Origin of the sequence: Roseibium album, assembly GCF_001404515.1 — a bacterium.
Taxonomy (GTDB): domain Bacteria; phylum Pseudomonadota; class Alphaproteobacteria; order Rhizobiales; family Stappiaceae; genus Roseibium; species Roseibium album.
The window spans coordinates 74,855-101,538 of the sequence record NZ_CXWE01000011.1 but is presented as its reverse complement, the minus strand read 5'-3'; the positions used below and the strand labels follow the sequence as shown (position 1 = coordinate 101,538).

The 26,684-nt window shown below is 55.5% G+C and carries 23 protein-coding genes; 1 reads left to right on the top strand and 22 read right to left on the bottom strand.

Annotated features, from left to right (window positions below):
• Positions 1-66 precede the first annotated feature (66 nt).
• The 12 genes from dxr to proS form a co-directional block, all read right to left on the bottom strand.
• Positions 67-1,278, bottom strand: a complete 1,212-nt coding sequence (gene dxr, locus LA5095_RS28400) for a 1-deoxy-D-xylulose-5-phosphate reductoisomerase (protein WP_144436197.1) — start codon at positions 1,276-1,278, stop codon at positions 67-69.
• A gap of 15 nt (positions 1,279-1,293) precedes the next feature.
• Complete coding sequence (locus LA5095_RS28395; RefSeq protein WP_055121183.1) at positions 1,294-2,136, bottom strand: phosphatidate cytidylyltransferase; 843 nt, start codon at positions 2,134-2,136, stop codon at positions 1,294-1,296.
• 15 nt (positions 2,137-2,151) lie between these two features.
• A complete protein-coding gene (locus LA5095_RS28390) occupies positions 2,152-2,913 on the bottom strand; it encodes an isoprenyl transferase (protein ID WP_055121182.1) in 762 nt (253 codons plus the stop codon).
• Between the two features lie 32 nt (positions 2,914-2,945).
• The gene (gene frr / locus LA5095_RS28385; protein WP_029063422.1) at positions 2,946-3,509 is read right to left on the bottom strand and encodes a ribosome recycling factor; all 564 of its coding nucleotides are present in this window, start codon (positions 3,507-3,509) and stop codon (positions 2,946-2,948) included.
• 110 nt (positions 3,510-3,619) lie between these two features.
• Positions 3,620-4,339 (bottom strand): UMP kinase, encoded by a 720-nt coding sequence (gene pyrH, locus LA5095_RS28380; RefSeq protein ID WP_029063421.1) that lies wholly within the window; start codon positions 4,337-4,339, stop codon positions 3,620-3,622.
• Positions 4,340-4,407: 68 nt separating this feature from the next.
• Positions 4,408-5,325: a translation elongation factor Ts gene (gene tsf, locus LA5095_RS28375; RefSeq protein WP_055121181.1), complete on the bottom strand. Its 918-nt coding sequence runs from the start codon at positions 5,323-5,325 to the stop codon at positions 4,408-4,410.
• Between the two features lie 143 nt (positions 5,326-5,468).
• Positions 5,469-6,401, bottom strand: a complete 933-nt coding sequence (gene rpsB / locus LA5095_RS28370; RefSeq protein ID WP_055121180.1) for a 30S ribosomal protein S2 — start codon at positions 6,399-6,401, stop codon at positions 5,469-5,471.
• Positions 6,402-6,751: 350 nt separating this feature from the next.
• Positions 6,752-7,537, bottom strand: coding sequence for a Flp pilus assembly protein CpaB (cpaB, locus tag LA5095_RS28365; RefSeq protein ID WP_055121179.1), 786 nt, complete (start codon positions 7,535-7,537; stop codon positions 6,752-6,754).
• A 323-nt stretch (positions 7,538-7,860) separates the two neighbouring features.
• Positions 7,861-11,364 carry a DNA polymerase III subunit alpha gene (gene dnaE / locus LA5095_RS28360; protein WP_208992899.1) on the bottom strand — a complete coding sequence of 1,168 codons (3,504 nt, stop codon included), beginning with the start codon at positions 11,362-11,364 and terminating at the stop codon, positions 7,861-7,863.
• Positions 11,365-11,810: 446 nt separating this feature from the next.
• Positions 11,811-12,539, bottom strand: a complete 729-nt coding sequence (locus LA5095_RS28355) for an ABC transporter ATP-binding protein (RefSeq protein ID WP_055121178.1) — start codon at positions 12,537-12,539, stop codon at positions 11,811-11,813.
• A gap of 10 nt (positions 12,540-12,549) precedes the next feature.
• Positions 12,550-13,854 (bottom strand): lipoprotein-releasing ABC transporter permease subunit, encoded by a 1,305-nt coding sequence (locus LA5095_RS28350; protein WP_055121177.1) that lies wholly within the window; start codon positions 13,852-13,854, stop codon positions 12,550-12,552.
• A gap of 78 nt (positions 13,855-13,932) precedes the next feature.
• On the bottom strand, positions 13,933-15,264 hold the full coding sequence (gene proS, locus LA5095_RS28345) for a proline--tRNA ligase (protein WP_055121176.1): 1,332 nt from the start codon (positions 15,262-15,264) through the stop codon (positions 13,933-13,935).
• Between the two features lie 678 nt (positions 15,265-15,942).
• Here proS and LA5095_RS28340 point away from each other — a divergent pair.
• Complete coding sequence (locus LA5095_RS28340) at positions 15,943-16,719, top strand: PEP-CTERM sorting domain-containing protein (protein WP_144436196.1); 777 nt, start codon at positions 15,943-15,945, stop codon at positions 16,717-16,719.
• A 109-nt stretch (positions 16,720-16,828) separates the two neighbouring features.
• Here LA5095_RS28340 and LA5095_RS28335 read toward each other — a convergent pair whose 3' ends face one another.
• From LA5095_RS28335 to nuoI, 10 genes are all read right to left on the bottom strand, one after another.
• A complete protein-coding gene (locus LA5095_RS28335; protein WP_055121174.1) occupies positions 16,829-17,116 on the bottom strand; it encodes a DUF1467 family protein in 288 nt (95 codons plus the stop codon).
• 3 nt (positions 17,117-17,119) lie between these two features.
• On the bottom strand, positions 17,120-17,524 hold the full coding sequence (gene mce, locus LA5095_RS28330; protein WP_055121173.1) for a methylmalonyl-CoA epimerase: 405 nt from the start codon (positions 17,522-17,524) through the stop codon (positions 17,120-17,122).
• Positions 17,525-17,567: 43 nt separating this feature from the next.
• On the bottom strand, positions 17,568-19,247 hold the full coding sequence (locus LA5095_RS28325; RefSeq protein ID WP_055121172.1) for a ribonuclease J: 1,680 nt from the start codon (positions 19,245-19,247) through the stop codon (positions 17,568-17,570).
• Positions 19,248-19,289: 42 nt separating this feature from the next.
• Positions 19,290-20,063, bottom strand: coding sequence for a biotin--[acetyl-CoA-carboxylase] ligase (locus tag LA5095_RS28320; RefSeq protein ID WP_055121171.1), 774 nt, complete (start codon positions 20,061-20,063; stop codon positions 19,290-19,292).
• Between the two features lie 8 nt (positions 20,064-20,071).
• Positions 20,072-21,511 (bottom strand): NADH-quinone oxidoreductase subunit NuoN, encoded by a 1,440-nt coding sequence (gene nuoN, locus LA5095_RS28315; RefSeq protein ID WP_055121170.1) that lies wholly within the window; start codon positions 21,509-21,511, stop codon positions 20,072-20,074.
• Between the two features lie 23 nt (positions 21,512-21,534).
• On the bottom strand, positions 21,535-23,061 hold the full coding sequence (locus LA5095_RS28310) for an NADH-quinone oxidoreductase subunit M (protein ID WP_055121169.1): 1,527 nt from the start codon (positions 23,059-23,061) through the stop codon (positions 21,535-21,537).
• Positions 23,061-25,064, bottom strand: coding sequence for an NADH-quinone oxidoreductase subunit L (gene nuoL / locus LA5095_RS28305; protein WP_055121168.1), 2,004 nt, complete (start codon positions 25,062-25,064; stop codon positions 23,061-23,063). Before nuoL ends, LA5095_RS28310 begins: the two co-directional genes overlap by 1 nt.
• A 6-nt stretch (positions 25,065-25,070) precedes the next feature.
• Positions 25,071-25,379: an NADH-quinone oxidoreductase subunit NuoK gene (gene nuoK, locus LA5095_RS28300; RefSeq protein ID WP_029063407.1), complete on the bottom strand. Its 309-nt coding sequence runs from the start codon at positions 25,377-25,379 to the stop codon at positions 25,071-25,073.
• 97 nt (positions 25,380-25,476) lie between these two features.
• Positions 25,477-26,091, bottom strand: a complete 615-nt coding sequence (locus LA5095_RS28295) for an NADH-quinone oxidoreductase subunit J (protein ID WP_055121167.1) — start codon at positions 26,089-26,091, stop codon at positions 25,477-25,479.
• 92 nt (positions 26,092-26,183) lie between these two features.
• Positions 26,184-26,672 (bottom strand): NADH-quinone oxidoreductase subunit NuoI, encoded by a 489-nt coding sequence (nuoI, locus tag LA5095_RS28290; RefSeq protein WP_029063405.1) that lies wholly within the window; start codon positions 26,670-26,672, stop codon positions 26,184-26,186.
• Between the last annotated feature and the right edge of the window lie 12 nt (positions 26,673-26,684).

Sequence of the window (26,684 nt, the reverse complement as noted above, 5' to 3'; positions counted from 1 at the left end):
CGCACCACTCTATTAATAAGAGAATTACGGCGCGTTAATGGTAGGGCACATTATTTTCCCGCCGCATCAATGCGATGACGGGATCGAATTCACCCATTCTAGGGTCTTTTGCCGAGCTTCGACATCCAGTTTGATCACGTCTTCAACACTTTTTGAAACCGAAAGATGACCGTTTGCCGACAGCTGTTTCAATACAGCTTCTATTGCCTGTGGGATATCAAGAAAGCCGATCTTCTTGCAAAGAAACGCCTCAACCGCAATTTCGTCAGCCGCATTCAACGCAGCAGGGGCTGCACCGCCTGCCCTCATGGCGTCCAAAGCAAGTTGCAGCGCGGGAAACCGTTCGGGATCGGCGGGTTCAAAGGATAATGTTCCTAGGCTGGCAAGATCCAGGCGTTTGACCGGCACTGCCATGCGCCGCGGAAATGCCAGGCAATGGGCGATCGGAGTGCGCATGTCCGGGCTGCCGAGTTGAGCGAGAAGCGATCCGTCTTTGTATTGGACCAGGCCATGCACCGTCGATTGAGGATGAACAAGCACATCCAGCTGATCATGCGATACCGGAAAGAGATGTGAAGCCTCAATCACCTCCAGGCCTTTGTTCATCATTGATGCACTGTCGACCGTGATGCGTGCGCCCATGTCCCAGTTTGGGTGGTTGAGTGCCTGCTCGGGCGTGATCCGGGTCATGTCGTCATGCGACCACGTCCTGAAGGGGCCGCCCGACGCAGTCAGTATGACTTTTTCGACTTGATCTGCCTGTTCCGTTTCAAAAACCTGAAATATCGCGTTGTGTTCACTGTCCACCGGCAGGAGTTCTGCACCGGTTTCACGGATACGGGACATGAAGAGCTCGCCTGCACATACAAGACACTCCTTGTTGGCAAGCGCAATTCTTCTGCCTGGCTTAATGGCGCGGAAAGTCGGCTCCAGCCCCGCAGCGCCGACAATCGCCCCGACCACTATGTCGGTTTCCCTGTCCACTGCTTCAAACACTGCATTTCGACCGGCTGACGCAGCAATACCCCGTCCGCTCAGCTTCTCAACCAGTTCCAGGTACCGTCCCTCTTCTGCAAGAACGGCAGACGACGCCTTGAGCCGAATTGCCATCTCGGCAAGTGCTTCGGCATTCTTGTTTGCAACAAGTGCAACGACTTCAAAACGGTGAGGATTTCGTTCAATCAGGTCTGCCAGACTTTGGCCGATTGACCCCGTTGCACCCAGCACTGTTACCCTGACAGGTCCAGACACACCCATCTTTTCGGCCTGAGCCGTCATTGATTATTCTCCAACTCAACCAAGCCCCAGGCCGGCAACTGGATCCGAGAGCGAGCCGCCTGACACCAGTCCGATAGCAACTGCAAAGATTGCTGCTGCGACCAGACCGTCAATTCTGTCCATGATCCCGCCGTGACCGGGGATCAGACGACTTGAATCCTTCACGTCAAAGCGCCGCTTTATGGCAGACTCCAGCAAATCCCCCGCCTGCGATACAATCGACAACACACCGGCCAGAGCCGCCCAGGCAAGCAGGCTTTGAGACCCGGCAGCAAGAGCAACGCCCGTTCCGAACAAGGTTGCGCATATCAACCCTCCGAGAGCGCCTGACCACGTCTTCTTGGGGGACACTCGTTGCCACAGTTTGGGTCCGCCGAGCGCGCGACCGGTAAAATAGGCAAAGATGTCGGTCGCCCATACGACAAACATCAGGAAGAAGGTGAAAAGTGTACCGTGGGTGCCATCTCTGATGACAAGCAGCGAATAGAGCGCCAGTCCGCTGTAAAGCACGCCTTCCGCACCCCAGCGACCAGCCCGGCCAAGACCGGCGGCGGCAAAAGTCGCGATTGCGCCTGCCAGCATCGCAAGCAGCGCAAATCCGGGCATGCCTGCAAGCTCCAGCCCGGCAAGCAAGACAAGCGTGGCAAGGCCGACTACCGGAACGGCGAACGTATCGCGAGTTCCTGTAATGGTGATCCATTCCCAAAGAAACAGCGCTGCAGCGACAAGTACAAGCAGGACGTAGGCTGCTCCCCCGAGATAAACGATAAACAGCACAAGGGGTCCGAGGATCACTGCCGAAATCAGGCGCAACCGAAGATCCGACGACGTATTCTGTTTCTTTTCAATGTCAGCCATCAGGCAGGCCGCAAGTCATAAGGCCTTGGCATCCAGACCGCCATATCGCCGTTGACGATTGCCAAAGCATGAAAGCGCCTCGTCAAACGCGGCCTCATCAAAATCAGGCCAGTTCAGATCACAGAAATAGAACTCGGAATAAGCTGCTTGCCACAACAGGAAATTTGAAAGGCGTAACTCTCCGCTCGTTCGGATAATCAGATCCGGGTCTGGCAGCCCACCAGTGTCCAGGCTTTGTGAGAAAGCCTCTTCGGTAATCTCTTCCAAACGTATGTCACCATCCTGAACACGTTGTGCAAGATGCTGGGCAGCCCGCAGGATTTCGGCTCTGGAGCCGTAGTTAAACGCAACAACCAGCTCCAGCCCGGAATTGCGGCGCGTCAATTCCTCCGCTTCTTCAAGCAGAGACAGGATGCCCGGGTCCAGATCGCTCCTGCCCCCAATGATGCGTATGCGGACATTTGCTTCGTGCAATTCACTCAGGTCGCGTTGCACGAAACGTTTCAAGAGCCCCATCAGGAAGGAAACTTCGGTCGCCGGACGATTCCAGTTTTCAGACGAAAAGCTGTAGATCGTGATGATCTCCACACCAACCTTGCCCGCATGACGGATGATACTGCGCAAGGTTTCGAGTCCCTGGCGGTGACCTTCCGTTCTCGGCAGCCCCCTTGCGGTGGCCCAACGTCCGTTGCCGTCCATTATGAAGGCAACGTGTTTCGGCATCTTGCCGCTGGAGCTATCTTCGACAGGTCTTTGCGGATGTGGGCTGACGCTCATCGGCTCCCCCAATTCACTGGTTCAAGAAACACTCAGACCTGTGAAATTTCCTGTTCTTTCTTCTCCAGCATGGTGTCCACTTCACCAATCATCTGATCGGTGAGTTTTTGGACTTCCTCCGAGGCGACCCGACTGTCATCCTGAGAAATCTCGCCGTCCTTTTCAGCCTTTTTTGCGTCGTCCATTCCATCACGCCTCACGTGGCGGATAGCAACTTTCGCCTGTTCGGCATACTTGTGCGCCACCTTGATAAGTTCATGGCGACGCTCCTCATTAAGCTCTGGAATTGGAAGACGAAGAAGCTGTCCATCGACGACAGGATTGAGGCCGAGATTCGATTCGCGGATAGCCCTTTCGACGGCAGCAACCATGCTCTTGTCCCAGACTTGCACCGCCACCATGCGCGGTTCAGGAACAGACACAGTTGCGACCTGATTGATCGGCATTGCCTGACCGTAAGCATCGACGGAGATCGGATCCATCATGGACGCTGAGGCGCGGCCGGTACGAAGGCCGGAAAAATCTGTCTTCAGTACAGAAAGAGCCCCTTGCATACGGCGCTTCAAATCATCCAGATCGACACCTTCTACCGACATTTTGTCCTCACTATTGATTTGTGCTTGGCTAAATAGAGTCTCAGCGCGCGCCAACATGGCACAAACGCGCTGAAACACAAGAGCTTGAAGGCTGAACGGGCCTAAAAGTTTCAGTCTCCAACGACTGTATAAGTGCCCGTTTCCTGCAGCACACTCACCAACGCACCAGGCGAGTGGATTGAAAACACGATAACCGGAATTGAATTGTCACGCGCCAGGGCGATCGCCGTCGTATCCATGACTTTCAGATTGCGTGTGATGACTTCTTCATAGCCGAGGGTCTGGTACCGTTCCGCTTCGGGATTGACCTTGGGGTCTTCGGAATAGACCCCGTCCACCTGTGTACCTTTCAAAAAGGCATCGCACTTCATTTCGGCAGCGCGCAGGGCAGCACCGCTATCGGTCGTAAAGAAGGGATTTCCTGTCCCTCCGGCGAAGATAATGACATCTCCGTCTTCCATGTAGCGATCGGCGACACGCTGGGAAAAGGTTTCGCAGATCGAAGGCACAGCGACGGCGGACAGAACACGTGCATTGACCTTCAGACGGCGAAGGGCATCCGCCAGCGTCAGGCTGTTCATGATAGTTGCCAGCATGCCCATATGGTCGCCTGTGACCCGGTTGCCGCCCTTTGCAGCAACCGCGACGCCGCGGAAAATGTTGCCGCCGCCGACGACGACACCGACCTGTGCTCCAAGAGCGACGGCATCGGCAATCTCCTTGGCGATCCTTTGCACAATGGCCGGGTCAATTCCAAAAGCCTGCGAGCCCATGAGGGCCTCGCCGGAAAGTTTCAGAAGGATCCGTTTCCAACGCAAAGAATTCGACATGGGTTCACCTGATTTAGAATTGTCTTCCTAAAAAAAAAGCGCCGGTCTTACCGGCGCTTTCCTTGAGCTTACTGCCCGGTGGCTGCCGCCACCTCTGCGGCGAAGTCCTGTTCCTCTTTTTCGATCCCCTCACCCAGTGCGAAGCGAACGAAGCCGGAAAGTTTGACTTCTGTACCCAGTTCCTTGGCAAGCGCCTCTACAGCCTGTTCAACCGTTTGGTCCGGGTTGATTACAAAAGCCTGTTTCTCGAGGGTAACTTCCTCGTAGAATTTGCGCAAACGTCCTTCCACCATTTTTTCAATGATGTTGTCCGGTTTTCCCGATTCACGCGCCTGTTCGGAGAACACCGACTTTTCACGCTCGACAACCGCCTGGTCCAGCTCTGCAACATTCAGAGCGAGCGGGCTGGTTGCGGCAACGTGCATGGCAATCTGCCGGCCAAGCGCATCAAGCTTTGCCTGATCACCTGACGACTCAAGCGCAACGAGAACGCCGATCTTGCCGAGACCCTCGGCAACCTTGCCGTGAACATAGACAGATACAACGCCTTCGTTGACTGCAAGCAAGGCAGAGCGACGAAGGGTCATGTTTTCGCCGATGGTTGCAATTGCATCGGTGATCGCATCGGATACCGACTTGCCATCGAGATCAGTCGCAGAAACGGCTTCAACCGAACCATCGGTTCCGACGGCTGCCTTGGCAACTTTGGTGACAAGTTCCTGGAAGCCTTCGTTACGCGCGACGAAGTCGGTTTCGGAGTTCAGCTCGATCACGGCAGCCTTGCCACCGTCAGCAGCAACACCTACCAGGCCTTCAGCAGCAACTCGGCCTGCCTTCTTGGCAGCCTTTGCCAGGCCCTTGGTGCGCAGCCAGTCGACGGCCGCCTCCATGTCACCGCCTGATTCGCTCAGAGCGGTTTTACAGTCCATCATGCCAGCGCCGGATTTCTCACGGAGCTCTTTTACCATCGCAGCGGTAATGCTCATCGATTGCCTCGTGGATGGGAGGTTTCAGATAAGACGCGGTTTAGCCCATTGCATCGCGCGTCTATATGACGGGACTGCAACAAAGTGCAGTCCGCCTTGCGAATTCAACATAAAACTGCCGCGAGAGCCGCGGCAGAAATATCCTAGGCTTCAGCCGCGACAGGCTTGGCTTCAGCCGGAGCTTCTTCAGCTGCAGGCGCAGCTTCTTCAGCGACCGATGCTGCTTCTTCAGCTGCAGGCGCAGCTTCTTCTGCGGCAGGTGCCGTTTCTTCAGCGACCGGTGCAGCTTCTTCAGCAACTGGTGCAGCTTCCTCGGAAGATTCAACGAGTGCTTCTTCCAGCGGAGTCTCCTCCGATTCTCCGATGTCCATACCGGCAGCACCCTGTGCACGGGAAATGCCGTCGATCGCTGCACGGGCGATCAGATCGCAATAAAGCGAAATCGCACGGCCGGCGTCGTCATTGCCCGGTACCGGATAAGTGATGCCATCCGGATTGGAATTGGAGTCCAAAATAGCAGCAACCGGAATACCCAGACGGCGGGCTTCCTGAATGGCGATAGCTTCCCGGTTTGTGTCAATCACGAAGATCAGGTCGGGAATACCGCCCATATCCTTGATACCACCGAGGTTCCGTTCGAGCTTCTCGCGCTCGCGGTCCATGAACAGACGCTCTTTCTTGGTCAGAGCATTTGCCGCATCGGAGGACAGGGTTTCTTCAAGTTTGCGCAAGCGCTGGATCGACTGGGAAATGGTCTTCCAGTTGGTCAGCATACCGCCGAGCCAGCGAGCGTTGACAAAATACTGGGCAGAGTTGCGTGCAGAAGACGCGACAGCGTCCTGTGCTTGACGCTTGGTCCCGACGATCAGCACGCGGCCACCGCCAGCGACAGTATCGGATACTGTCTTGAGCGCCTGGTGCAGAAGCGGAACGGTCTGGGACAGATCCATTATGTGAACATCGTTGCGTACACCAAAGATGTACTGACCCATGCGCGGGTTCCAACGGTGTTTCTGGTGACCAAAGTGAACGCCAGCTTCGAGCAGCTGACGCATGGTGAAATCGGGCAATGCCATGGCCCTTAATCTCCTGAGTTTTCCGGTTTAACCTCCGCAAGAGGAGTATGGGCCGGAGGATCACTCCTTTCGGCCACCGGATGGACCCCGATAAGCTCAGGTTCCGCCCCTTGCGTGTGGAATTGGCGCCTTATAGTTGGGGCGGGAATTTATTTCAAGACCCAAATCCCGGTTTTCTTTAACGCATTTCGGAAGATTGGGTCACTACGACAAAATTCCAGCCACGCCCATATCCTGGCGAGCGCAGAAAACCGGACTCAGATGAGCGGAGAGAGAAGCAAGCCCTACGAAACGCTTCAAACATATAGCACGGATGGAAGAACGACGATCCCGGGCAATCTCAGTCGCACTCAGTCGATGACACTCGCGCCCTGCGAGCCGGCAGACCAGTGGTCTGGCTGGACGCGCACAAAGACCTGCGCCCGACGCCGGTCGTTGACCTCGGCATCTTCGGCCGAATCTTCAGCACTGCGCAGAGCCAACGCGATCGAACCTACCTGTTGCGCCTGAACAACGACTTCGGATTGAAACAGGGTCAGTTCCAGCGTCGCGGTTCGTTTGGGCGAAAGGTTCTTGGTGTCCTGCTCTCCGGCGGTTGTACTGTCGATGGCCAGAACGCGAATGTTTTCCAGGATCGTTTCACTTGTCACCCCGACACCATCGACGCGTTGCGTCAGGATAAGATCGACCTTGTCTCCGGGAAGAATGAAGCCGCCTGCTGAGGTTTCCTGCTCCACCTTGACAGCGATCGCCCTTTTTCCCTTTGGCAGGATCGTCGCCATGTATCCCTTGTCGGTTCGAATCAACCGCTCCCCGCGGATCGGTTCACCTGAGTAAATTGCTGACTTGGCGATACTACCGAGCACTTCGGGGTTTTCGATATTGTGGGTTTGCTTGGTCAATGCGCCATTCGGCACAGCGTTTTTCGGCCATTCCACCCAGGCAAAGTCCCTGTCGGTGATCTTGCCACCTTGTGGAATATCCTTGGCAGCAACCAGAACCTGCGCGTGCACGACCGGTGCCGGAGGTGGCGGCGCAATGGCGACCTCCTCAGAGTTCCTTACAAACTGGAAGGCTTGATATCCCGCGCCAAGGGATACGAGCAGTACAAATATCCTAGCGAGCGTCGTCCACAATTTGCATATTCCCAGCACACACTTTTGTTTTCATCTTGACAATACAGGGAACTGGCTTCGAATATAAACAACTTCGCGATAGAAACTAATTCTACCATTAACAATTTGCCAAAATTTCAAGTACTGTTCAAAACATTAAGAAATCGGAAGAACAATTAATCTAACATTGCATTAATAAAGTCATTTGAAATCTAAAAGTCTGCTCCAAAACCTCAATTACGAAACTTTCTCAATCCAATGAATTCGATTCAATCCTGACGCGTCTCGCCTGCCGGTCAATTGCATGCACCGGAGAATCGTCTGGTTGAATGGAAATTTACCGATCAAGCAACCTGAACATCCGTCACCCCAGGGACAGCCTTCAGCGCCCCCGCGATTTCTGGTGACAGGCGAAATCTTCCGGGAAGTTTCACCTCGACTTCGCGTGCCCCGTTTTCCAGAAGCACAATCACCGTAACGTCCCCCTCGCCTCTGACGTGAAGCTGTTTTGCAAGGCTTTGAATCGGACGTTCGTCGCGAACAAACACGCGCATGCTTTTCTGGAGACGAGCAGCCACCTTGTCGATCGGATCAACTTGCTCAATGCGAAGCGAAGGTTCTTCGTCCCTCATGTCGGCACCGACAAGAACAACGACCGACCGGCCAGCCTGAAGCACATCGCGGTACTGTTCCAGCTTTTCCCGAAACAAAAGTGCTTCGTATTGGCCGGTTGCGTCCGAAAGCCGGGCAATCCCCATTCGGGTCCCGGATTTGGTTTTGCGTTCCTGCATGGAAACCACCGTACCGGCCAGGCGCCCGTGCGATGCACCGCGCTTCACCGCTTCGGCAAATTGCGTCCAGGGCTGCGCGCGCATTTTTTCAAGGACGCTTGAATATTCATCAATCGGATGCGCGGAGAGATAAAACCCGATCGCGGAAAGTTCCCGTTGAAGTTTCTCTTCGTTGGTCCAGCCATGCACCTCATCGAGTTGCAAGGGTTCCTCACTGTCGCTGCCCCCAAACAGCTCATCCTGACCCAGCGTCCTGTTTTCTTCCGTTCGCTGTGCCAATCCCATGATCCGGTCAATGCCTTCAAAAACCCGTGCGCGGTTCGGCTCGAGCTCGTCAAAAGCGCCTGCAGCAACAAGGTTTTCAAGTGTTCTTTTGTTGAGTGCTTTCGGCGAAATTCGGCGTGCGAAATCGCCAAGGCTCGTAAAGGGCTCATCGCCACGGACGTCTACAATATGTTCAACGGCCTGTTCGCCGACCCCCTTGATCGCGCCCATTGCATAAAGGATCCTGTCGTCCGCGACGTCAAAAAAGACCTGGCTGCGGTTGATCGATGGCTGCTCGATGACAATCCCCATCCGCCGGGCTTCCTGCCGAAAGTCTCCTAGCTTGTCGGTATTGCCGAGATCGAGTGTCATGGAGGCGGCCATGAACTCAACCGGATGGTTCGCCTTGAGCCAGGCGGTATGATAGGAAACGAGCGCATAGGCTGCAGCGTGAGACTTGTTGAACCCGTAATTGGCGAACTTGGCAACAAGATCGAAAATCGTTCCTGCCTGGGCCTTGTTGATGCCGCGTTCCACAGCACCGTCGACGAAACGGGCTCGCTGGATTTCCATTTCAGCGGCAATCTTTTTGCCCATCGCCCGACGCAGCAGATCAGCTTCGCCGAGCGAGTATCCGGAAAGAACCTGCGCAATCTGCATTACCTGTTCCTGGTAGACGATAATGCCGTTCGTCTCCATCAGAATTGTTTCAAGTAGAGGATGCAGGCAGTCAGGATCCTGTTCGCCGTGTTTTACCGCATTGTAGACCGGAATGTTTTCCATCGGGCCCGGGCGGTAAAGCGCCACAAGTGCAATGATGTCCTCGAACCGGTCCGGCTTCATTCCTGCAATGGCTCGGCGCATCCCCTGACTTTCCAGCTGGAACACGCCGAAGGTTTCGCCGCGCGCAAGCAGCTCATACGTCTTGAGGTCGTCAATTGGCAGGCCGGCAACATCAACCTTCACTCCGCGCCGTTCGATCAACCCGACCGCAGTATCGATGACCGTAAGGGTCTTCAATCCGAGAAAGTCAAACTTAACGAGGCCGGCATCCTCGACCATCTTCATGTTGAACTGCGCAACCGGCATGTCGGAGCGGGGATCGCGATAGAGAGGCACCAGTTGTTCCAACGGCCGGTCACCGATCACGACACCGGCCGCATGCGTTGACGCATGCCGGTAAAGGCCTTCAAGCTTCTGCGCCATTCCCAGCAGTCGTTCGACAATCTCCTCTTCCTTGGCTGCTTCACGCAGGCGCGGTTCGTCCTCGATGGCCTGGGCAAGCGTGACAGGGTTGGCCGGATTTGCCGGAACCAGCTTGCACAACCTGTCGACCTGACCGTATGGCATCTGCAGCACACGCCCGACATCTCGCAGCACCGCACGCGCCTGCAACGATCCAAAAGTGATGATCTGGGCAACCTGCTGACGTCCGTATTTTTCCTGTACGTATCGAATGACTTCTTCGCGGCGGCTCTGGCAGAAATCGATATCAAAATCCGGCATCGAGACCCGTTCCGGATTGAGGAACCGTTCGAACAGCAACGAAAACCGCATCGGGTCCAGATCGGTAATTGTGAGCGACCAGGCAACAAGGGAACCAGCACCTGATCCGCGCCCCGGACCAACCGGTATATCCTGTGCCTTGGCCCATTTGATGAAATCGGCGACAATCAGGAAGTAACCGGGAAATTTCATGCGCTCGATAATGCCGGTTTCGTAATCGAGACGCTCCCAATAGTCCTTTTCTTCAAGGCCTGGCGCCAGTCCGTGGGCATCGAGCCGGGCCTGAAGCCCTTCCCTGGCCTGACGCTTCAATTCCTCGGATTCCGCGCGCTCCGCTTCTTCCGGGTCGGCATCGGCGCTGGCAAACCTCGGCAGGATCGGCTCCCGGCGAAGTGGCCTGAAGCTGCACCGCTTTGCAATTTCAATCGTCGAGGCGAGAGCTTCCGGCAAATCCGCAAACAGCGCGCACATTTCCGAACGGCTCTTGAAATAGTGTTCCGGTGTCAGGCGCCGCCTGTCATCCTCGATCAACACCCGTCCCTCGGAGATACAGATCAGCGCGTCATGGGCCTCGTAGTCTTCTCTCTTGGGAAAAAAAGCCTCGTTCGTCGCAACAAGCGGTAAACCGAACTCATAGGCAAGATCGATGAAAGCGTCTTCCGTCTTGCGTTCGCCTTCCATGCCGTGTCGCTGAATTTCAATATAGCAGCGCTCAGAAAATCCCGTTGAAAGCCTGTTCAGGCGTGACCGTGCAATGTCTTTTTGCCCGGCCAGAAGTGCCGCGCCGATCGGTCCAAGGTGCCCACCTGTCAGAACGATCAGGTCTTCTGACTTGGAAAGAAGTTTCTCGATCGTGACGTGGGGTTTGAGACCGGTATCGGTGTCGAGAAAGGCTTTTGACGTCAGCTCCATGAGATTGCCGTAACCGGTTTCCGTCATGGCGATGAGCACGAGATCGGCAAGCGCGAGTTCACCGCGGCGGCCGCTCTCCAGGCCATCGTCAAAATGGATCGATAGCTGACATGCAGTGACTGGCTGGATACCTGCGCCCCAGGCTTTCGCGGAAAATTCCTGCGCGCCAAACAGATTGTTGGTATCGGCGATCGCAAGCGCGGGCTGCTCGTCCGCCTTGGCAAGGTCCATCAGCTTCTTGATGGGCAAAGCACCTTCAAGGAGTGACAGCGCCGAATGCACTCTCAAATGAACGAAACCGACCCCGGCGTCTAACCGCTCCTTGACACCTGAACCTTGTAAAGAACCAGCAGGTGGATTGTCGACGTCGATCATATCGGGGCTCGTTTCAATTCAAGGAATCAGCTCCTAGTGAAACGTGTCTGCGGGGACCTGTCGACCCGTCCGCAAACTTGTACCCGATGTTCTTTCCTGGGTTTGGATCTTCAATTCGAACAGCCGTACTCGCAAAAGGTCAAACTTGTCGAGCGACCGGTCCAATTCAGCTGGCAGCGAGCAACACATCACCCCAAACGGCAAGTGTGGTGCAAAAAAAGACCAGGGACGCAAATGCTGCAAAATCACGAGCGATGTGGAACATGTTGTCCTCCAACTTTCAATCCTTGCTTAGGAATGACTATGTTCCATCTTTGTTCTTTATGCAACCACTTTTTGTTCCCCTTGCCTTGGGGGAGATCAAAGGCTTTTTAAACATTACGTTTTTGCTTTGTTCCTCGAGCCAAGTACATGGACGATATGCCTGAGCCAATCACTGCGGAAATCTACCCCGTCGTGCTCAGGGGTTGAACCAGGCCGTCTTCCAGAGTGATTGCACGATCCATGCGTCCGGCCAGTCCCAGGTTATGGGTGGCAAACAGTGTCGCGACACCGGACGCGCGCACAAGGGCTGAAAGCGCTTCAAACACATAGTTGGCGGTGTTTGGATCAAGGTTGCCGGTCGGTTCGTCGAGAAGCAGAATTCGCGGTGCATTGGCAACCGCCCGGGCAACCGCTACCCGCTGTTGTTCACCGCCCGACAGTTCCGACGGGCGGTGGCTGCCGCGCTCACCGAGGCGCAGATACGCCAGTAGCTCGTCCGCCCGTTCGGCGGCGACCTTGCGGGGCAAGCCACGGATCATCTGCGGCATCATGACGTTTTCCTGCGCAGTGAACTCAGGCAGCAGATGATGGAACTGATAGACAAATCCGATATCGTTGCGCCGGATCGCGGTGCGTTCGTCGTCGGACAGATCCGAACAGTTTACGGGGCCGAGAAAGACATCTCCGCCATCTGGCCTCTCCAAAAGACCGGCGATATGAAGGAGAGTGGACTTTCCTGTACCGGACGGTGCAACCAGGGCGACCATCTCCCCTGCCTCGATCCGCAGATCAGCCCCCTTGAGAATGTGAAGCTCCCTGGCGCCTTCGTCAAAGCTCCGGGTAATACCAGAAAGCTGCAGCGCGGCCGGTGCAAGTTCGGGAACCGGTTGCGGATCAACTGCCATATTCATCTCCCGCTCCTTACTCATATCTCAGAGCTTCAACCGGATCGAGACGCGCCGCCCGCCATGCCGGATAGAGCGTTGCCAGCAGCGAGAGAGCCAGGGCCATCAGCAACACGGTCATGGTTTCACCGCTGTCGATTTCAGCTGGCAGTTTGGACAGGAAGTAAAGCGTCGGATCGAAGAGTTGGGTCGATGTAAGCCATGAAACAAACTGACGAATACTCTCGATATTCAAACAGACGATCAGTCCCAGAAAGAACCCGGCAAGCGTACCGACGCATCCGATACTCGCCCCGGTGATCAGGAATATCCGCATGATAGAGCCCCGCGTTGCACCCATGGTGCGCAGGATGGCAATGTCCCTGCCCTTGTCTTTCACCAGCATGATCAGTCCGGAAATGATGTTAAGCGCAGCGACCAGAACGATCAGGGTCAGGATTATGAACATCACATTGCGCTCCACCTCCAGAGCCGAAAAGAATGTGACGTTCCGCTGACGCCAGTCCGTCACGAATGCCGGGCGGTTCGCGCCTTCCTCGATCGCATTGGTCATCACTCCGACATTGTCCGGATCGACCACATAGATTTCAATACCGGTTGCCTTGTCACCCATGTTGAAATAGGCCTGCGCTTCTTCCAAAGGCATGAACAGAAATGTGGAATCGTATTCGCTCATGCCGATTTCGAAGATCGCTGAGACCGGGTAGGCTTTCACCCGCGGCGTCACCCCCATCGGCGTGACGCTGCCGCGCGGTGAAATGATGGTTACGTTGTCGCCGACGACCAGGCCGAGTTGCTGTGCCATCCGCGACCCGATCGCAACGCCTTCCCCCGCATCGAAGCCATCGATCGTACCGGAACGCATATTGTTGGCAATCAGCGGTATCCGACGCAGATCGCTTTCGTAGACGCCGCGCACCAGAGCCCCGAGGTTTCCTGCCGGTCCTGACACAAGGGCCTGCCCTTCGATGAACGGAATGGCGGCGACGACGTCTGGAACACCTTCAAGGCGCGCCGACACTGCATCATAGTCGTTCAGCGGCAGGTCAATGGGTTGCACCAGCATGTGACCATTGATGCCCAATATCTTGCCGAGAAGTTCGGATCTGAAACCGTTCATCACTGCCATGACAATGATGAGCGTCGCAACCCCGAGCATGATTCCGGCAAACGAAAATCCGGCGATCACCGAAATGAATGTCTCTTTTCGGCGGGAACGCAGATATCTGCCTGCAATCATCCACTCAAAGGTGGAGAAAGCCCGAGTGGGTTGAGCCGCTTTCCGGCCTTGGCCAACGTCCACAGTGTCTGTTGCCGTCATCGTAAATCCACTTCAGCAATGCCCGAGCAACCGCACTTGTTGCGGCCGAATCCCCGCCTAGAGGATCACCGGACCGGATCAGTCCGTCAATGCCGCCGTGAGTTTGTTCAAGGTTGCTTCAGGGGTCAGCATTTCCTTTTCCCCAGTTGAGCGTTCCTTGACTTCAAGCAGGCCGTCCCTCAGTCCCCTCGGACCGGCGACAACCTGAAACGGCAAACCGATCAGGTCCATTGTGGCGAATTTCGCTCCGGCGCGTGTATCCGTATCATCATAGAGAACCTCGATCCCGGCTGCCTCGAGCTTGGAATAAAGGCTTTCCGACGTCGTATCCGTCAGCTCATCTCCCGGCTTCAGGTTGATCAGACCGACATGGAAAGGTGCAACTGATTTCGGCCATATGATTCCATTGTCGTCATGATTTGCCTCGATCAAGGCGCCAAGAAGGCGCGATACGCCAACACCGTATGATCCCATGTGAACCGGGACCTCGGTACCCTCCGTCGTGGCTACCTTCGCACCCATCGGTTCGGAATATTTCGTGCCGAAATAAAAGGTCTGTCCGACTTCGATACCCCTTGCAACAATCCGCTTGTCTTCCGGGACGCTGGCCTCGAACTCCGCCTTGTCAACTATGTCTTCTGTCGCCGCATAGTGCGAGGTCCAGTCTTGCACGATTGGCGTGAGATCATCGTCAAAATCAACCTCTTCACCCGGAGTGTCCTTGGTCAGATAGTCGGAATGACAATAGACCTCGCTCTCGCCGGTATCAGCCAGAACGATAAACTCGTGACTGAGGTCTCCACCGATCGGACCGGTCTCGGCCCGCATCGGAATCGCGGTCAGGCCCATGCGCTTGTATGTACGCAGATACGCGACAAACATCCGGTTATAGGATTCAACGGCCCGCTCCTGATCGAGATCGAAGGAATAGGCGTCCTTCATCAGAAATTCACGGCCACGCATGATGCCGAAACGCGGACGGACCTCGTCACGAAATTTCCATTGTATGTGGTAAAGATTCAACGGAAGGTCCTTATAGGAGCGCACATAGCTGCGGAAGATTTCCGTTATCATTTCTTCGTTTGTCGGACCGTAGAGCATGTCACGCTCGTGTCTGTCCGTTATGCGCAGCATTTCCTTGCCGTAAGCATCATAGCGGCCGCTTTCACGCCAAAGGTCGGCGGATTGAATTGTCGGCATCAGAAGCTGTATGGCGCCGGCCCGTGCCTGTTCCTCCTCAACGATCCGTTCGATCTTGCGCAGCACCTTCAGACCAAGCGGCAGCCACGAGTAAATTCCTGCCGACTGCTGCCGGATCATTCCGGCGCGCAACATGAGCCGGTGGGAGACAATCTCGGCTTCCTTGGGAGTCTCTTTCAGGATGGGCAGAAAATATCTGGAAAGACGCATCAATATACTCTCGATTTGCGCTTGGCCTAATTTGTGCGCAGTCAAACCGCATGACGCGCTTAAAAACAAGCCCTTTACGCAAACCACCCATTCATTTGCGGAAATAGTCTTCTTTGCAGACTGAAATCGGGAGCAATCCGTCGATTTTCTACCCCTGTCTCGTCGAGAATTTCAGCCGAATGGCGAACGCTCGGGACTGCAAATTAATTAGGCAAGCAAAAAAAATAGACTCAGTGCGACAAACAGGTGACAATCATAAAACAATCCGATAGGTTCCGTCCTCATAACAAAAAGAAGTCTCGGCAGAAATGCCAAGATGCTCAAGGACATCGCGGTCTGAGTCTTGGGAGGAAGGGCCCTCTGGCGCATCTTCAGATTGCAGCCGCCCGACCAGGTTGGTCAAACAGCCGGTAAGGGATTGGGGTCAATTTAGACGCGGAACTACCAAAGGCAGAGCTTGGCTCTGCCTTTTTCTTTTTTTTCAACGCTTTACGACGACTGAGATCGGGTTCCTTTTCGGACACACCGAAACCTTCCACAACATTTGCAACACTTTTGCCGCGGATTGTTACGCGAGCGGGCAAAACAGATTAACCATAGGTTGATTTACAAAAGAGAATCCGCATAAATTTCATTGAAAATAATACTAATGACTCTTTTTGGGGAATGAATCGATCCATGCTTAGATCTTTCACGATGGGTGTAACATTGTTGTTTGCCGGAACAATCGTACCGGCAACTGTGCAGGCTGGCCCGGTCAACGGAACGGGTTTGGTCACACCGGAAGTCATTTTCGGTTCCGGCAACGCAAATGGCGCGTTCACAGGTGTGAATGCCAACAATGTTGAATTGGGTCTTCGAGGAAAGCTTCGCTACAACAACAGTGGGCTTCCGGAAAATACCTTCAATTACGACGGCGATCGCACCTACACCTTTTCGCCCGCATCAAGCAATGCACCCTCAAATCGCTCTGCTTTCAACTTCGAATGGTCGATAAACTCAAATGTATCGGGCATCGGAACGCGTAATTTGACCGACCTGACATACCTGTTGCAGGTCGACCTGGATCCGGGTTCAGGAACAAGTTTCCAATCCTTCGACCCAATCAATACTCTCTTTGCAGATCATGCCCTGGGGAACAACTCCACGGCAAACGGTGCTGGTGTTTCAGATCTTTTTTTGTATTCCGCTATCGTCGGAAACTACAATGTCGCACAGAACTCATGGAACCTGGGATTCAGCACCCTTTTCCCCGGCATTGCTGATCCACAGGCCGAGGGCCTTTACACCATAAATCTGTCTGCCGCGCTGAATGGCGATGTTCTTGCCTCGACATCCATAGACATCGTGTACGGGGTGACACCTGTCCCGGTGCCTGCTGCGCTGCCACTTCTTGCAGGAGGACTGGGTCTGCTTGGCTTCGTGGCGCAGCGAAGAAGACAGCGTCAACACTGAACTTCAACGTCCGGCGTCATTCTAAAACGAACGCAGCGGCCCTCAGGGGCCGCTTCCACGAACGATTGCCTTCTTGTTTGAATTCAGGGTCTGCGAATTTGCGATGGCATCAATCAGATTGACTGTCGCTGCTGCTTGGAGGTTTCAGGAAGGGTATATCGTCGAGACCGAAGCCGGATTGCCGCAAGGCGATGTAGCTACCGAAAACGATTGTGGTTACCACCGTTGTCAGCACGATTACCCTCAGAAATCTGGGCTTGTTCGGCGCGCTTGCCTCTGTACCGGGAACAATGTCTCCGGCCTCCTCCTGGGTACGGTGAATCCCGAACGGCAAGATCGCAAACAGGATGATCCACCAGAGCATGAAATAGATTGCCAGTCCGAACGCCACCGACATTATTCAGGCCTCTTCCAGTTCCGTAAGTGTGCCGAGAAAATCTTTCGGATGAAGAAAGAGGACCGGCTTGCCGTGCGCCCCGATCTTCGGTTCACCATCGCCCAGGACCCGTGCACCATCCGCCACGAGCTTGTCCCGTGCAGCCAGGATGTCATCGACTTCATAGCAGACGTGATGAATTCCACCGGAGGGATTCTTCTCCAGAAACTTGGCAATAGGCGAGTCGTCACCCAGGGGCTCCAGCAGCTCGATCTTGGTGTTCGGCAAGTTAATGAACACAGTGCTCACACCATGATCCGGCTGTTCTTCCCTCGATGAGACGTCCGCTCCAAGCGTATCCCGGTAAATCGCCGTTGCAGCATCGATATCCGAGACAGCAATGGCCACATGATTTAGCCGACCGATCATATCACTTCCTCCGCATGGGCGGCTGTCATGGCCGCCGGATGGACTATAGTTGGGTCACCATCACCTTACAGAGCGTCTTTTTGCCCCACACGTTGAGGATCTCTGCGCGAGCGGCCCGCCGGGCAGCTTCCGCGACCAGATCCTTGTCCTTGCGCCGGGACTTCGGAATACTCGTTACCGCGCCTGTCACAGCCTTGACAACGATGGCTTCCATCGGATCACCGTCATCATCCGTGTCCGGCAACCCGAGCAGGGTAACGTGCGGATCAGTCAGCAGTTCCCCTGCCCGGTTGACAACCAGTGCAATCACGGCAGCGCCGGCAAACGACAATTTGCGCCGCTCTTTCACTCCGGTCACTTCCGGATCGTCAAGAATGTCTCCATCCTTGACGAGAATTCCCGACGGCGCTTCGTCAATGACCGCAGCCTTGCCCGCATTCAGACAGATGATGTCCCCGTTCTTGCCACGCACAACTTCGGGAACACCCTGTTCCTTCGCAAACGCGGCATGTGCGGCAAGATGCAACGGTTCGCCGTGTACGGGAAGCACGACTTTCGGGTTGAGCACTTTGTATAGTTGCTCCAGTTCACCCCTGCGCGGATGACCGGACACATGCACAAGCGCGTCCTTGTCCGTGACGATCCGGACATCCTTGTCGGCAAGGTTGTTGAGCACCTCTGCAACCACCTTTTCATTCCCTGGGATGGTCCGGGAGGAGAAAATCACGGTGTCACCTTTCGAAAGCGCGACATTGCGATGGTCGCCGGCGGCAATGCGCGCGAGTGCAGCCCGGCTTTCGCCTTGCGAACCGGTGCATAGCAGAACTGCCTTGTTTCGCGGCAGATAACCGAAAGCTTCTTCATCGTGAAACTGCGGCAAGCCATCCAGGTAACCGAGTTCGCCTGCCACTTCGATCACGCGGTGCATCGACCGGCCTACGACAACAACATCCCTCTCATTGGCTACCGCTGCTTCTGCAATAGCTCGTATCCTCGCGACGTTCGATGCAAAGGTTGTAACCGCGACACGCTGTTTGGCCTTCGCCATTACCTTCTTCAGCTCTTCGGCCACATCCGCCTCACTGGGACTGACACCATCCCTGACCGCATTGGTGCTGTCGCACACAAGAGCCATGACGCCTTCCCTGCCCAGCTCGGCCAGACGGTCCATATCAATGGGCAAGCCGACGCCAGGCGTCAGATCGATTTTCCAATCACCGGTGTGCAGCACCAGTCCGGCCGGTGTCCGGATCGCCAGTGCACAGGGCTCCGGTATCGAGTGCGCCATTGCGACGAATTCGACATCGAACGGACCGATCTTGTGCCGTTCGCCTTGTTTCACGACAGTTACCGGAACCTCTTCCGCCCCCGGTTCGCTCTCTGACTTCGCAGCCAGAAGCCCCGCGGTAAATGCGGTCGCGTAAACCGGAACCTTCAAAAAAGGCCAAAGGTGGAGTATGCCGCCATAATGATCCTCATGCGCGTGGGTGATCACCATCCCGGCAATATTGTCGACCTCATCTTCGAGAAACTTGATGTCGGGGACAATTACGTCGATGCCAGGCAGGTCCGGCCCCGCAAAACTTACCCCGCAATCAACAATCAGCCACGTGCGGTCGTTCGCCGGACCATAGCCGTAAAGACCGAGGTTCATTCCTATTTCACCGACCCCGCCAAGAGGCAGGAATACGATATCATTCTTATTCTTGTTGGCCGAAGCCATGGATTGCTCCTTCAAACCTGTAGGCAGGCAATTTGCCGGAACTCATTCGCCGGACAAAAACACGTCGCCTGCATAAATGGTGCGCATTCCGCCATCATCCTGCTTGAGCACGAGATGGCCACGCGCATCCAGATCGGCAAAAATGCCGGAAATTTCTTCTCTGGCCGTCCTGACGGTAATTTCTTTGCCCAGATGGGCCGCCCGTTTGAGCCAGTTCTTTTGGATCGTTTCAAATCCGCCCGGTTTCCGCCAACCGTAAAGCATCTCCGAAAGAGATGACGCCAGCGCCTCGAACAGACGCTCAGCCGTCACCTGGAACCCTAGGCTCCTGAGATCGGTTGCCTGATACAGCGAAAGCGGCGGGTGGGAAATACAATTGACCCCGAAGCCGATAACAACAGCCTGACGGCCATCGGCAAGCACTTCTGCCTCAAGCAGAATGCCCGAGAGCTTAGCCCCGTTGACCAGAAGGTCGTTCGGCCATTTCAATTCCACCAGATGGAGCGTTCCGGCTGCTTTGTCAACTGCTTCCGCTAGGGCAACTGCCGCAACAAGAGGCAATTCACCGATCCTGTCCGCGGGTTTCGGGTCGACCAGAAGCAGACTGGTGAAGAGATTTCCCGTCGGGGAGGACCATTCTCGACCCCTGCGCCCACGCCCCTCGGTCTGTTCCTGTGCACGGATCCAGAGTCCGCCGGCATGACCCATTCGAGCCCGTTCGAAGCAAAGGGCATTGGTGGATCCGACGATTTTATGGTCTTCAAAGAGAAAATCCGGCGCACCAGGCGCCGGACGTTCGGAATAATGATCTGCCATGCGCTTGGTCAGAAAAGTGATTGTGCCGCGGTGCTGGCCGCATTGACGACCTGTCCCGGCGCGAGCCAGAAAAGCACCACGAAGACGCTCGACAGGCCAAGAACCACGCGCAATTCCATCGGCATGGTTTCAAAGCCCTCTACCGGCTCGTCAAAGAACATCACCTTGACGATGCGCAGATAATAGTAGGCTCCGACCACGGACATCAGCACACCGATAATGGCCAGGGGATAGAGACCGGCCTGAACGGCAGCCACAAAGACGTACCACTTGCCGAAGAAACCGACGAGCGGCGGAATACCGGCAAGCGAGAACATCAGGAGCGCGAGCAGGATCGCCATGGGAAGATTGGTCTGGGACAATCCGGCAAGGTCATCGATCTCTTCGACCATACCGTCCTTGCGGCGCATTGACAGGATGCAGGCAAACACACCAAGCGTCATGCCGAGATAGGCAATCATGTAGAAAATGACGCCTTCGACACCGGTCTGCGTTCCCGCGGACAGCCCCACAAGCGCATAGCCCATATGCCCGATCGAGGAATAGGCCATCAGCCGTTTCAGGTTGCGCTGACCGATTGCGGCAAAGGCACCAAGCGCCATGGAAGCAATCGAGACAAAGACGATAACCTGCTGCCAGTCACTGGTGACAGGATGAAACGCCTCGATGACGATCCGCACCAGCATGCCCATCGCGGCGACTTTCGGCGCCGCAGCCAGAAACGCTGTCACGGGTGTCGGTGCACCTTCATAAACGTCAGGTGTCCACATGTGGAACGGCACGGCGGATATCTTGAACGCGAGACCTGCCAGGATGAATGTCAGGCCAATGACAAGACCAATGGACGCTCCGTCATCCGTGAGAACTTCCGCGATGCCCGCAAAGGAAATCTGTCCGGTAAAGCCGTAAACCAGCGACATTCCGTAAAGCAGCATGCCTGAGGACAGCGCCCCGAGAACGAAATACTTCAGCCCGGCTTCCGTGGATCTCACACTGTCCCGGTTGATTGCAGCCACCACGTAGAGCGACAGGCTCTGCAGTTCCAGACCGAGATAAAGCGCAATCATGTCGTTCGCAGACAGCATCAACATCATGCCGAGCGTCGCAAGAATGATCAGGATCGGATACTCGAAATGATCGAAGGACTGGCTCTTGGCATAAGCCCAGGACATTGCAATGGCAAAGAACGAACCAACCAGCACCATGAGTTTCAGCAAATAGGCGAACTCGTCCAGGACGAAGGATCCACCGAACGTCTCGCCAAATGTCGGAACGAGCAGGAGGATCAGGAACGCTGTGCCAAGCAGGCCCATAGCAAAGCCGAAGACCGCGTAGCTAACGCCTTTTCCACCGAAGGCGCCGATCATCAGAAGCACCATGGCGCCGACGGCCAGGATGATCTCCGGCAGAACCGGCATGAGATCTGGCAATTGAGTCACATCTGACATAGCTCTGTCTCGCCCTCGATACCTTAATGCGCCGCTGCAGCTGCCGCGGCGTGCTGGGTGACCCCGGCCGCCTCGAGCGCTGCAGTGTAGTGATTGATGAGATTGTCCACGGAGCCCTGTGTCACATCCAGGATTGCCATTGGATAGAATCCGAAGAAAATCGTCAGGACGATCATCGGGAACAGTATGACCTTCTCCCGAAGATTGAGATCCAGCATCGACTTCAGGCTTTCCTTCTCCAGCGCGCCGAACACAACACGGCGGTAGAGGTAAAGCGCGTAGGCTGCAGACAGGATCACACCGGACGTCGCCAGGAACGCGACCCAGGTGTTGACCTGGAATGCCCCCATGAGCGTCAGGATTTCACCCACGAAACCGGACGTGCCCGGCAGGCCTACATTGGCCATGGTGAAAATCAGGAAGGCCACGGCGTATTTCGGCATGCGGTTGACGAGCCCTCCGTAAGCGGAGATTTCGCGGGTGTGCATCCTGTCATAGATAACCCCGACACACAGGAAGAGCGCTCCGGACACGATACCGTGCGACAGCATCTGGAAGATCCCGCCCTGTACACCCTGCTCTGTCATCGTGAAGATACCCATGGTCACGTAACCCATGTGGGCGACAGATGAGTATGCAATCAGCTTCTTGATGTCTTCCTGGGCGAGCGCAACCAGCGACGTGTAGATGATCGCCACAACGGAAAGGGTAAAGATGAACGGTGCGAACATGTCCGAGGCAATCGGGAACATGGGCAACGAGAAGCGCAGGAAACCGTAACCACCAAGCTTCAGGAGAATGCCGGCCAGGATGACCGACCCCGCGGTCGGCGCTTCCACGTGGGCATCGGGCAACCAGGTGTGTACCGGCCACATCGGCATCTTCACTGCAAAGCTGGCAAAGAACGCCACCCATAACCACGTCTGCATGCCGGACGGGAACGTATGCGCCATCAATTTTTCAATGTCGGTTGTGCCGGCGTCCCAGTACATCGTCATGATCGCGATCAGCATCAGGACCGATCCGAGCAGCGTATAGAGGAAGAACTTGTAGGACGCGTAGACCCTGCGCTTGCCGCCCCACACGCCGATGATCAGGAACATCGGGATAAGGCCTGCCTCGAAGAAGATGTAGAAGACGAAAAGGTCAAGCGAACAGAACACGCCTATCATCAGCGTTTCCAGAACCAGAAACGCGATCATGTACTCCTTCACGCGTTTCTGGACACTTTCCCAGGACGCGAGAATGCAGAACGGCATCAGGAAGGTGGTCAGGATCACGAACAGGACGGAAATCCCGTCGACACCCATCTTGTAGCTGATGTCACCACCGAGCCAGTCTCGGTTTTCCACGAACTGGAAGCCTGGATTGGCGTAGTCGAAATTGCCCCAGATGAAAAGCGACAACAGGAACGTCACACCTGTGGTCACCAGAGCGACCATCCGGATGTTGCGCTTGCTTCCTTCGTCATCCCCCGAAACGAGCAGAATGAAGAGCACGCCAAGCAGCGGCAGAAATGTCGTGAGTGACAGAATTGGCCAGGCAATCATTAGTGCGCACCTCCGCCGGTGCCGGCACCGGTGAACATTGACCAGGTAATAAGCGCTGCAACGCCGATCAGCATCGCAAATGCATAGTGATAGAGGTATCCGGTCTGAAGCCTCACAACCCAGGACGTGACGTTCTGGACACGTGCGGAAATTCCGTCAGGACCGTAGCCGTCGATGACCGTACCGTCGCCCTTCTTCCAGAGAACACGGCCAAGCCACATCGTGGGACGGACAATCAGGAAATCGTAGATCTCGTCGAAATACCACTTGTTCAACAGGAACTGGTATAGGCCCTGATGGCGTTCCGCGAGCTTCTTCGGTGTTTCCGGAGAGCGGATATAGAACTGGTAGGCAACCAGGAAACCGAGAGCCATCATCACAAATGGTGACACTTTCACCCAAGCAGGGACAGAGTGCATTTCGTGAAGGACGTGATTGGCTTCCGACGTGAAGAGCGAGCCCTTCCAGAAGGCTTCATAGCCTTCACCATAGAATGAACTGTAAAAGATCATTCCTGCAAGCGCAGCGCCGGCCGACAGGACGAACAAGGGGATAGTCATCACAAGCGGCGATTCATGAACATGTTTCATCACGTCCACCGGAGCACGTGGCTTGCCATGGAAAGTCATGAAAGTCAGGCGCCAGGAATAGAACGACGTCAGCGCCGCAGCGATCACCGTCATCCAGAAACCGTATAGCGCCATCGGGTTCGCATGTTCACCACCGGCACTGGCGTAAGCGGCCTCGATGATCGCGTCCTTGGAAATGAACCCGGCAAATCCGAGATGAGTGAGTGGGATACCGACACCGGTCAGTGCCAGCGTGCCGATCATCATCGTCCAGTAGGTGATCGGGATGTGCTTGCGAAGACCGCCCATCTTGCGCATGTCCTGCTCATCGGAAACTGCGTGGATCACGGACCCGGCGCACAGGAACAGAAGCGCCTTGAAGAACGCATGCGTGAACAGGTGGAAAATGCCGATCGAATAGGCTCCAACACCGAGTGCCACGAACATGTACCCGAGCTGCGAACAGGTCGAATAGGCAATCACGCGTTTGATATCGTTCTGGACCAGGCCGATCGTTGCCGCGAAGAAAGCGGTTGTCGCACCGAAGAAGATGATCACCGTCAACGCGGTCTGGGACAGTTCCATCAGGGGCGACAGGCGTGCCACCATGAAGACACCCGCGGTCACCATGGTTGCTGCATGGATCAGCGCTGAAACCGGTGTCGGACCTTCCATTGCGTCCGGCAGCCAGGTGTGCAGCAGGAACTGGGCCGACTTGCCCATCGCTCCCATGAAGAGCAGCAGGCAGATAACCGTCATCGCCGCTTGCGGATCAAGGTGATACCCTAGGAAGGTCATCACTTCGCCCTGCCCCTCGATGAAGGAAGGCGCGTCGTTGAAGATCGTTGTGAATTCGATGCTCTGGAAGATGAAGAAAATGCCGAAGATGCCGAGTGCGAAGCCGAAGTCGCCAACCCGGTTGACGACGAAGGCCTTGATCGCAGCCGCATTCGCTGACGGCTTCTTGTACCAGAAACCGATCAGCAGATAGGAAGCCAGACCCACGCCTTCCCAGCCGAAGAACATCTGAAGAAGATTGTCTGCCGTTACCAGCGACAGCATCGCGAAGGTGAACAGCGACAGATAGGCGAAAAACCTGGGACGGTGCGGATCGTGGTGCATGTAGCCGATGGAATAGACATGCACCAGCGCGGAAACCGTGTTGACCACGACCAGCATGACCGCTGTCAGGGTGTCGACCCGAATGGACCACATGACTTTAAGGTCACCTGCGTCCATCCAGCGGAACAACGGCTCGATCTGCAGTTCGGAGCCGCCGAGCCAGAAACCGAAGAACGTGATCCAGGACAACAGGGCCGCCAGTATGACCAGCCCGCTCGTGAGGTATTCGCAGGCTTTGTCGCCAATCGCACGGCCGAAAAGGCCGGCAATCAGAAAGCCTATAAGCGGCAGGAACAGGATTGCGGAATACATCAGCTCCTACCCTTTCATCACGTTGACGTCTTCCACGGCAATGGAACCGCGGTTTCGGTGGAACACTACCAGGATCGCAAGCCCGATTGCCGCTTCCGCGGCGGCCACGGTGAGGACCAGCATGGTGAAGATCTGCCCCATCAGGTCGCCGAGGAACGACGAAAAGGCGACAAAGTTGATGTTCACCGACAACAAAAGCAGTTCGATGGACATCAGGATGACAATCACGTTTTTCCTGTTCAGGAAGATCCCGAATATTCCGATCGTGAACAGGATGGCCGCGACAGACAAATAGTGCGACAGACCGATTTCCATGGGCGCCTCGCCGTGCTCCCCTCGTTTACCCCACTGGAAACCGCACGGAGGAGCGTGCCGGTTACCAGACTTTCCTAAAATGACGCAGTGTTCTGCGTCAGATACCCTTGCCCGTCTCCACCTTCCGGACTTCGACGGCCGACTCGCGTGTGCGTGCGACCTGATCCGGTATGCTTTGACGTTTGACATTCGGCTTGTGGCGCAGGGTCAGGACAATTGCCCCGATCATCGCCACCAGCAGCACCAGGCCTGCGACCTGGAAGAAATAGATGTATTTCGTGTAGAGCACCGACCCGAGCGCCTCGATGTTGCTTGTCTGGGCAAGGTCCGGTGTCGGTTCCGCGCCATGCCCAAGAACGTCAGGTACGATGACCCAGGCTCCCAGGCCCATCAGGAGCTCGACCATGAGAATGAGGCCAACCAGACCACCGATCGGAAGATATTGCAGGAAGCCTTGCCGCAACTCGACGAAATCAACGTCCAGCATCATCACAACGAACAGGAAAAGCACCGCGACCGCGCCGACATAGACGACCACAAGAAGCATCGCCAGGTATTCAGCACCGAGAAGCACGAACAAACCTGCTGAATTCACAAAGGCCAGGATCAGGAACAGAACCGACGTCACCGGATTTCGGGCCGCGATCACCATGAACCCTGACGCCAGTGTGACACCGGCAAACAGGTAGAAGAAGAGGGCTTTCAGGATCATTTCAAAGACCTGTCTGTCGTGTGGCCCGTTCAGGCCGGAAATGCGGAGCCCGACCGGATTGCCGGGCTAACGTCGAAGTGTTGGGTTAGCTCCTAGCGGTAAGGAGCATCCATTTCAATGTTCCGGGCGATTTCACGTTCCCAGCGGTCGCCGTTCGCAAGCAGTTTTTCCTTGTCGTAGTAGAGCTCTTCGCGGGTTTCCGTGGCGAACTCGAAATTCGGCCCTTCGACAATCGCATCCACCGGGCAGGCTTCCTGGCAGAAGCCGCAATAGATGCATTTGACCATGTCGATGTCATATCGGGTGGTCCTGCGTGTGCCGTCATTCCGGCGTGGCCCTGCCTCGATGGTGATCGCCTGGGCCGGACAGATGGCTTCGCACAACTTGCAGGCTATGCAGCGCTCTTCGCCGTTCGGATAACGGCGCAAAGCATGTTCTCCCCGAAAACGCGGGCTAACCGGTCCCTTTTCGAAAGGGTAGTTGACCGTTGGCTTCGGCTTGAAGAAATAACGCATCGCCAGAATGAACGCCGATACGAATTCCTGCAGAAACAGCGATTTGACGGCTTGATTAAGTCCCATCGCTTCTTGCCT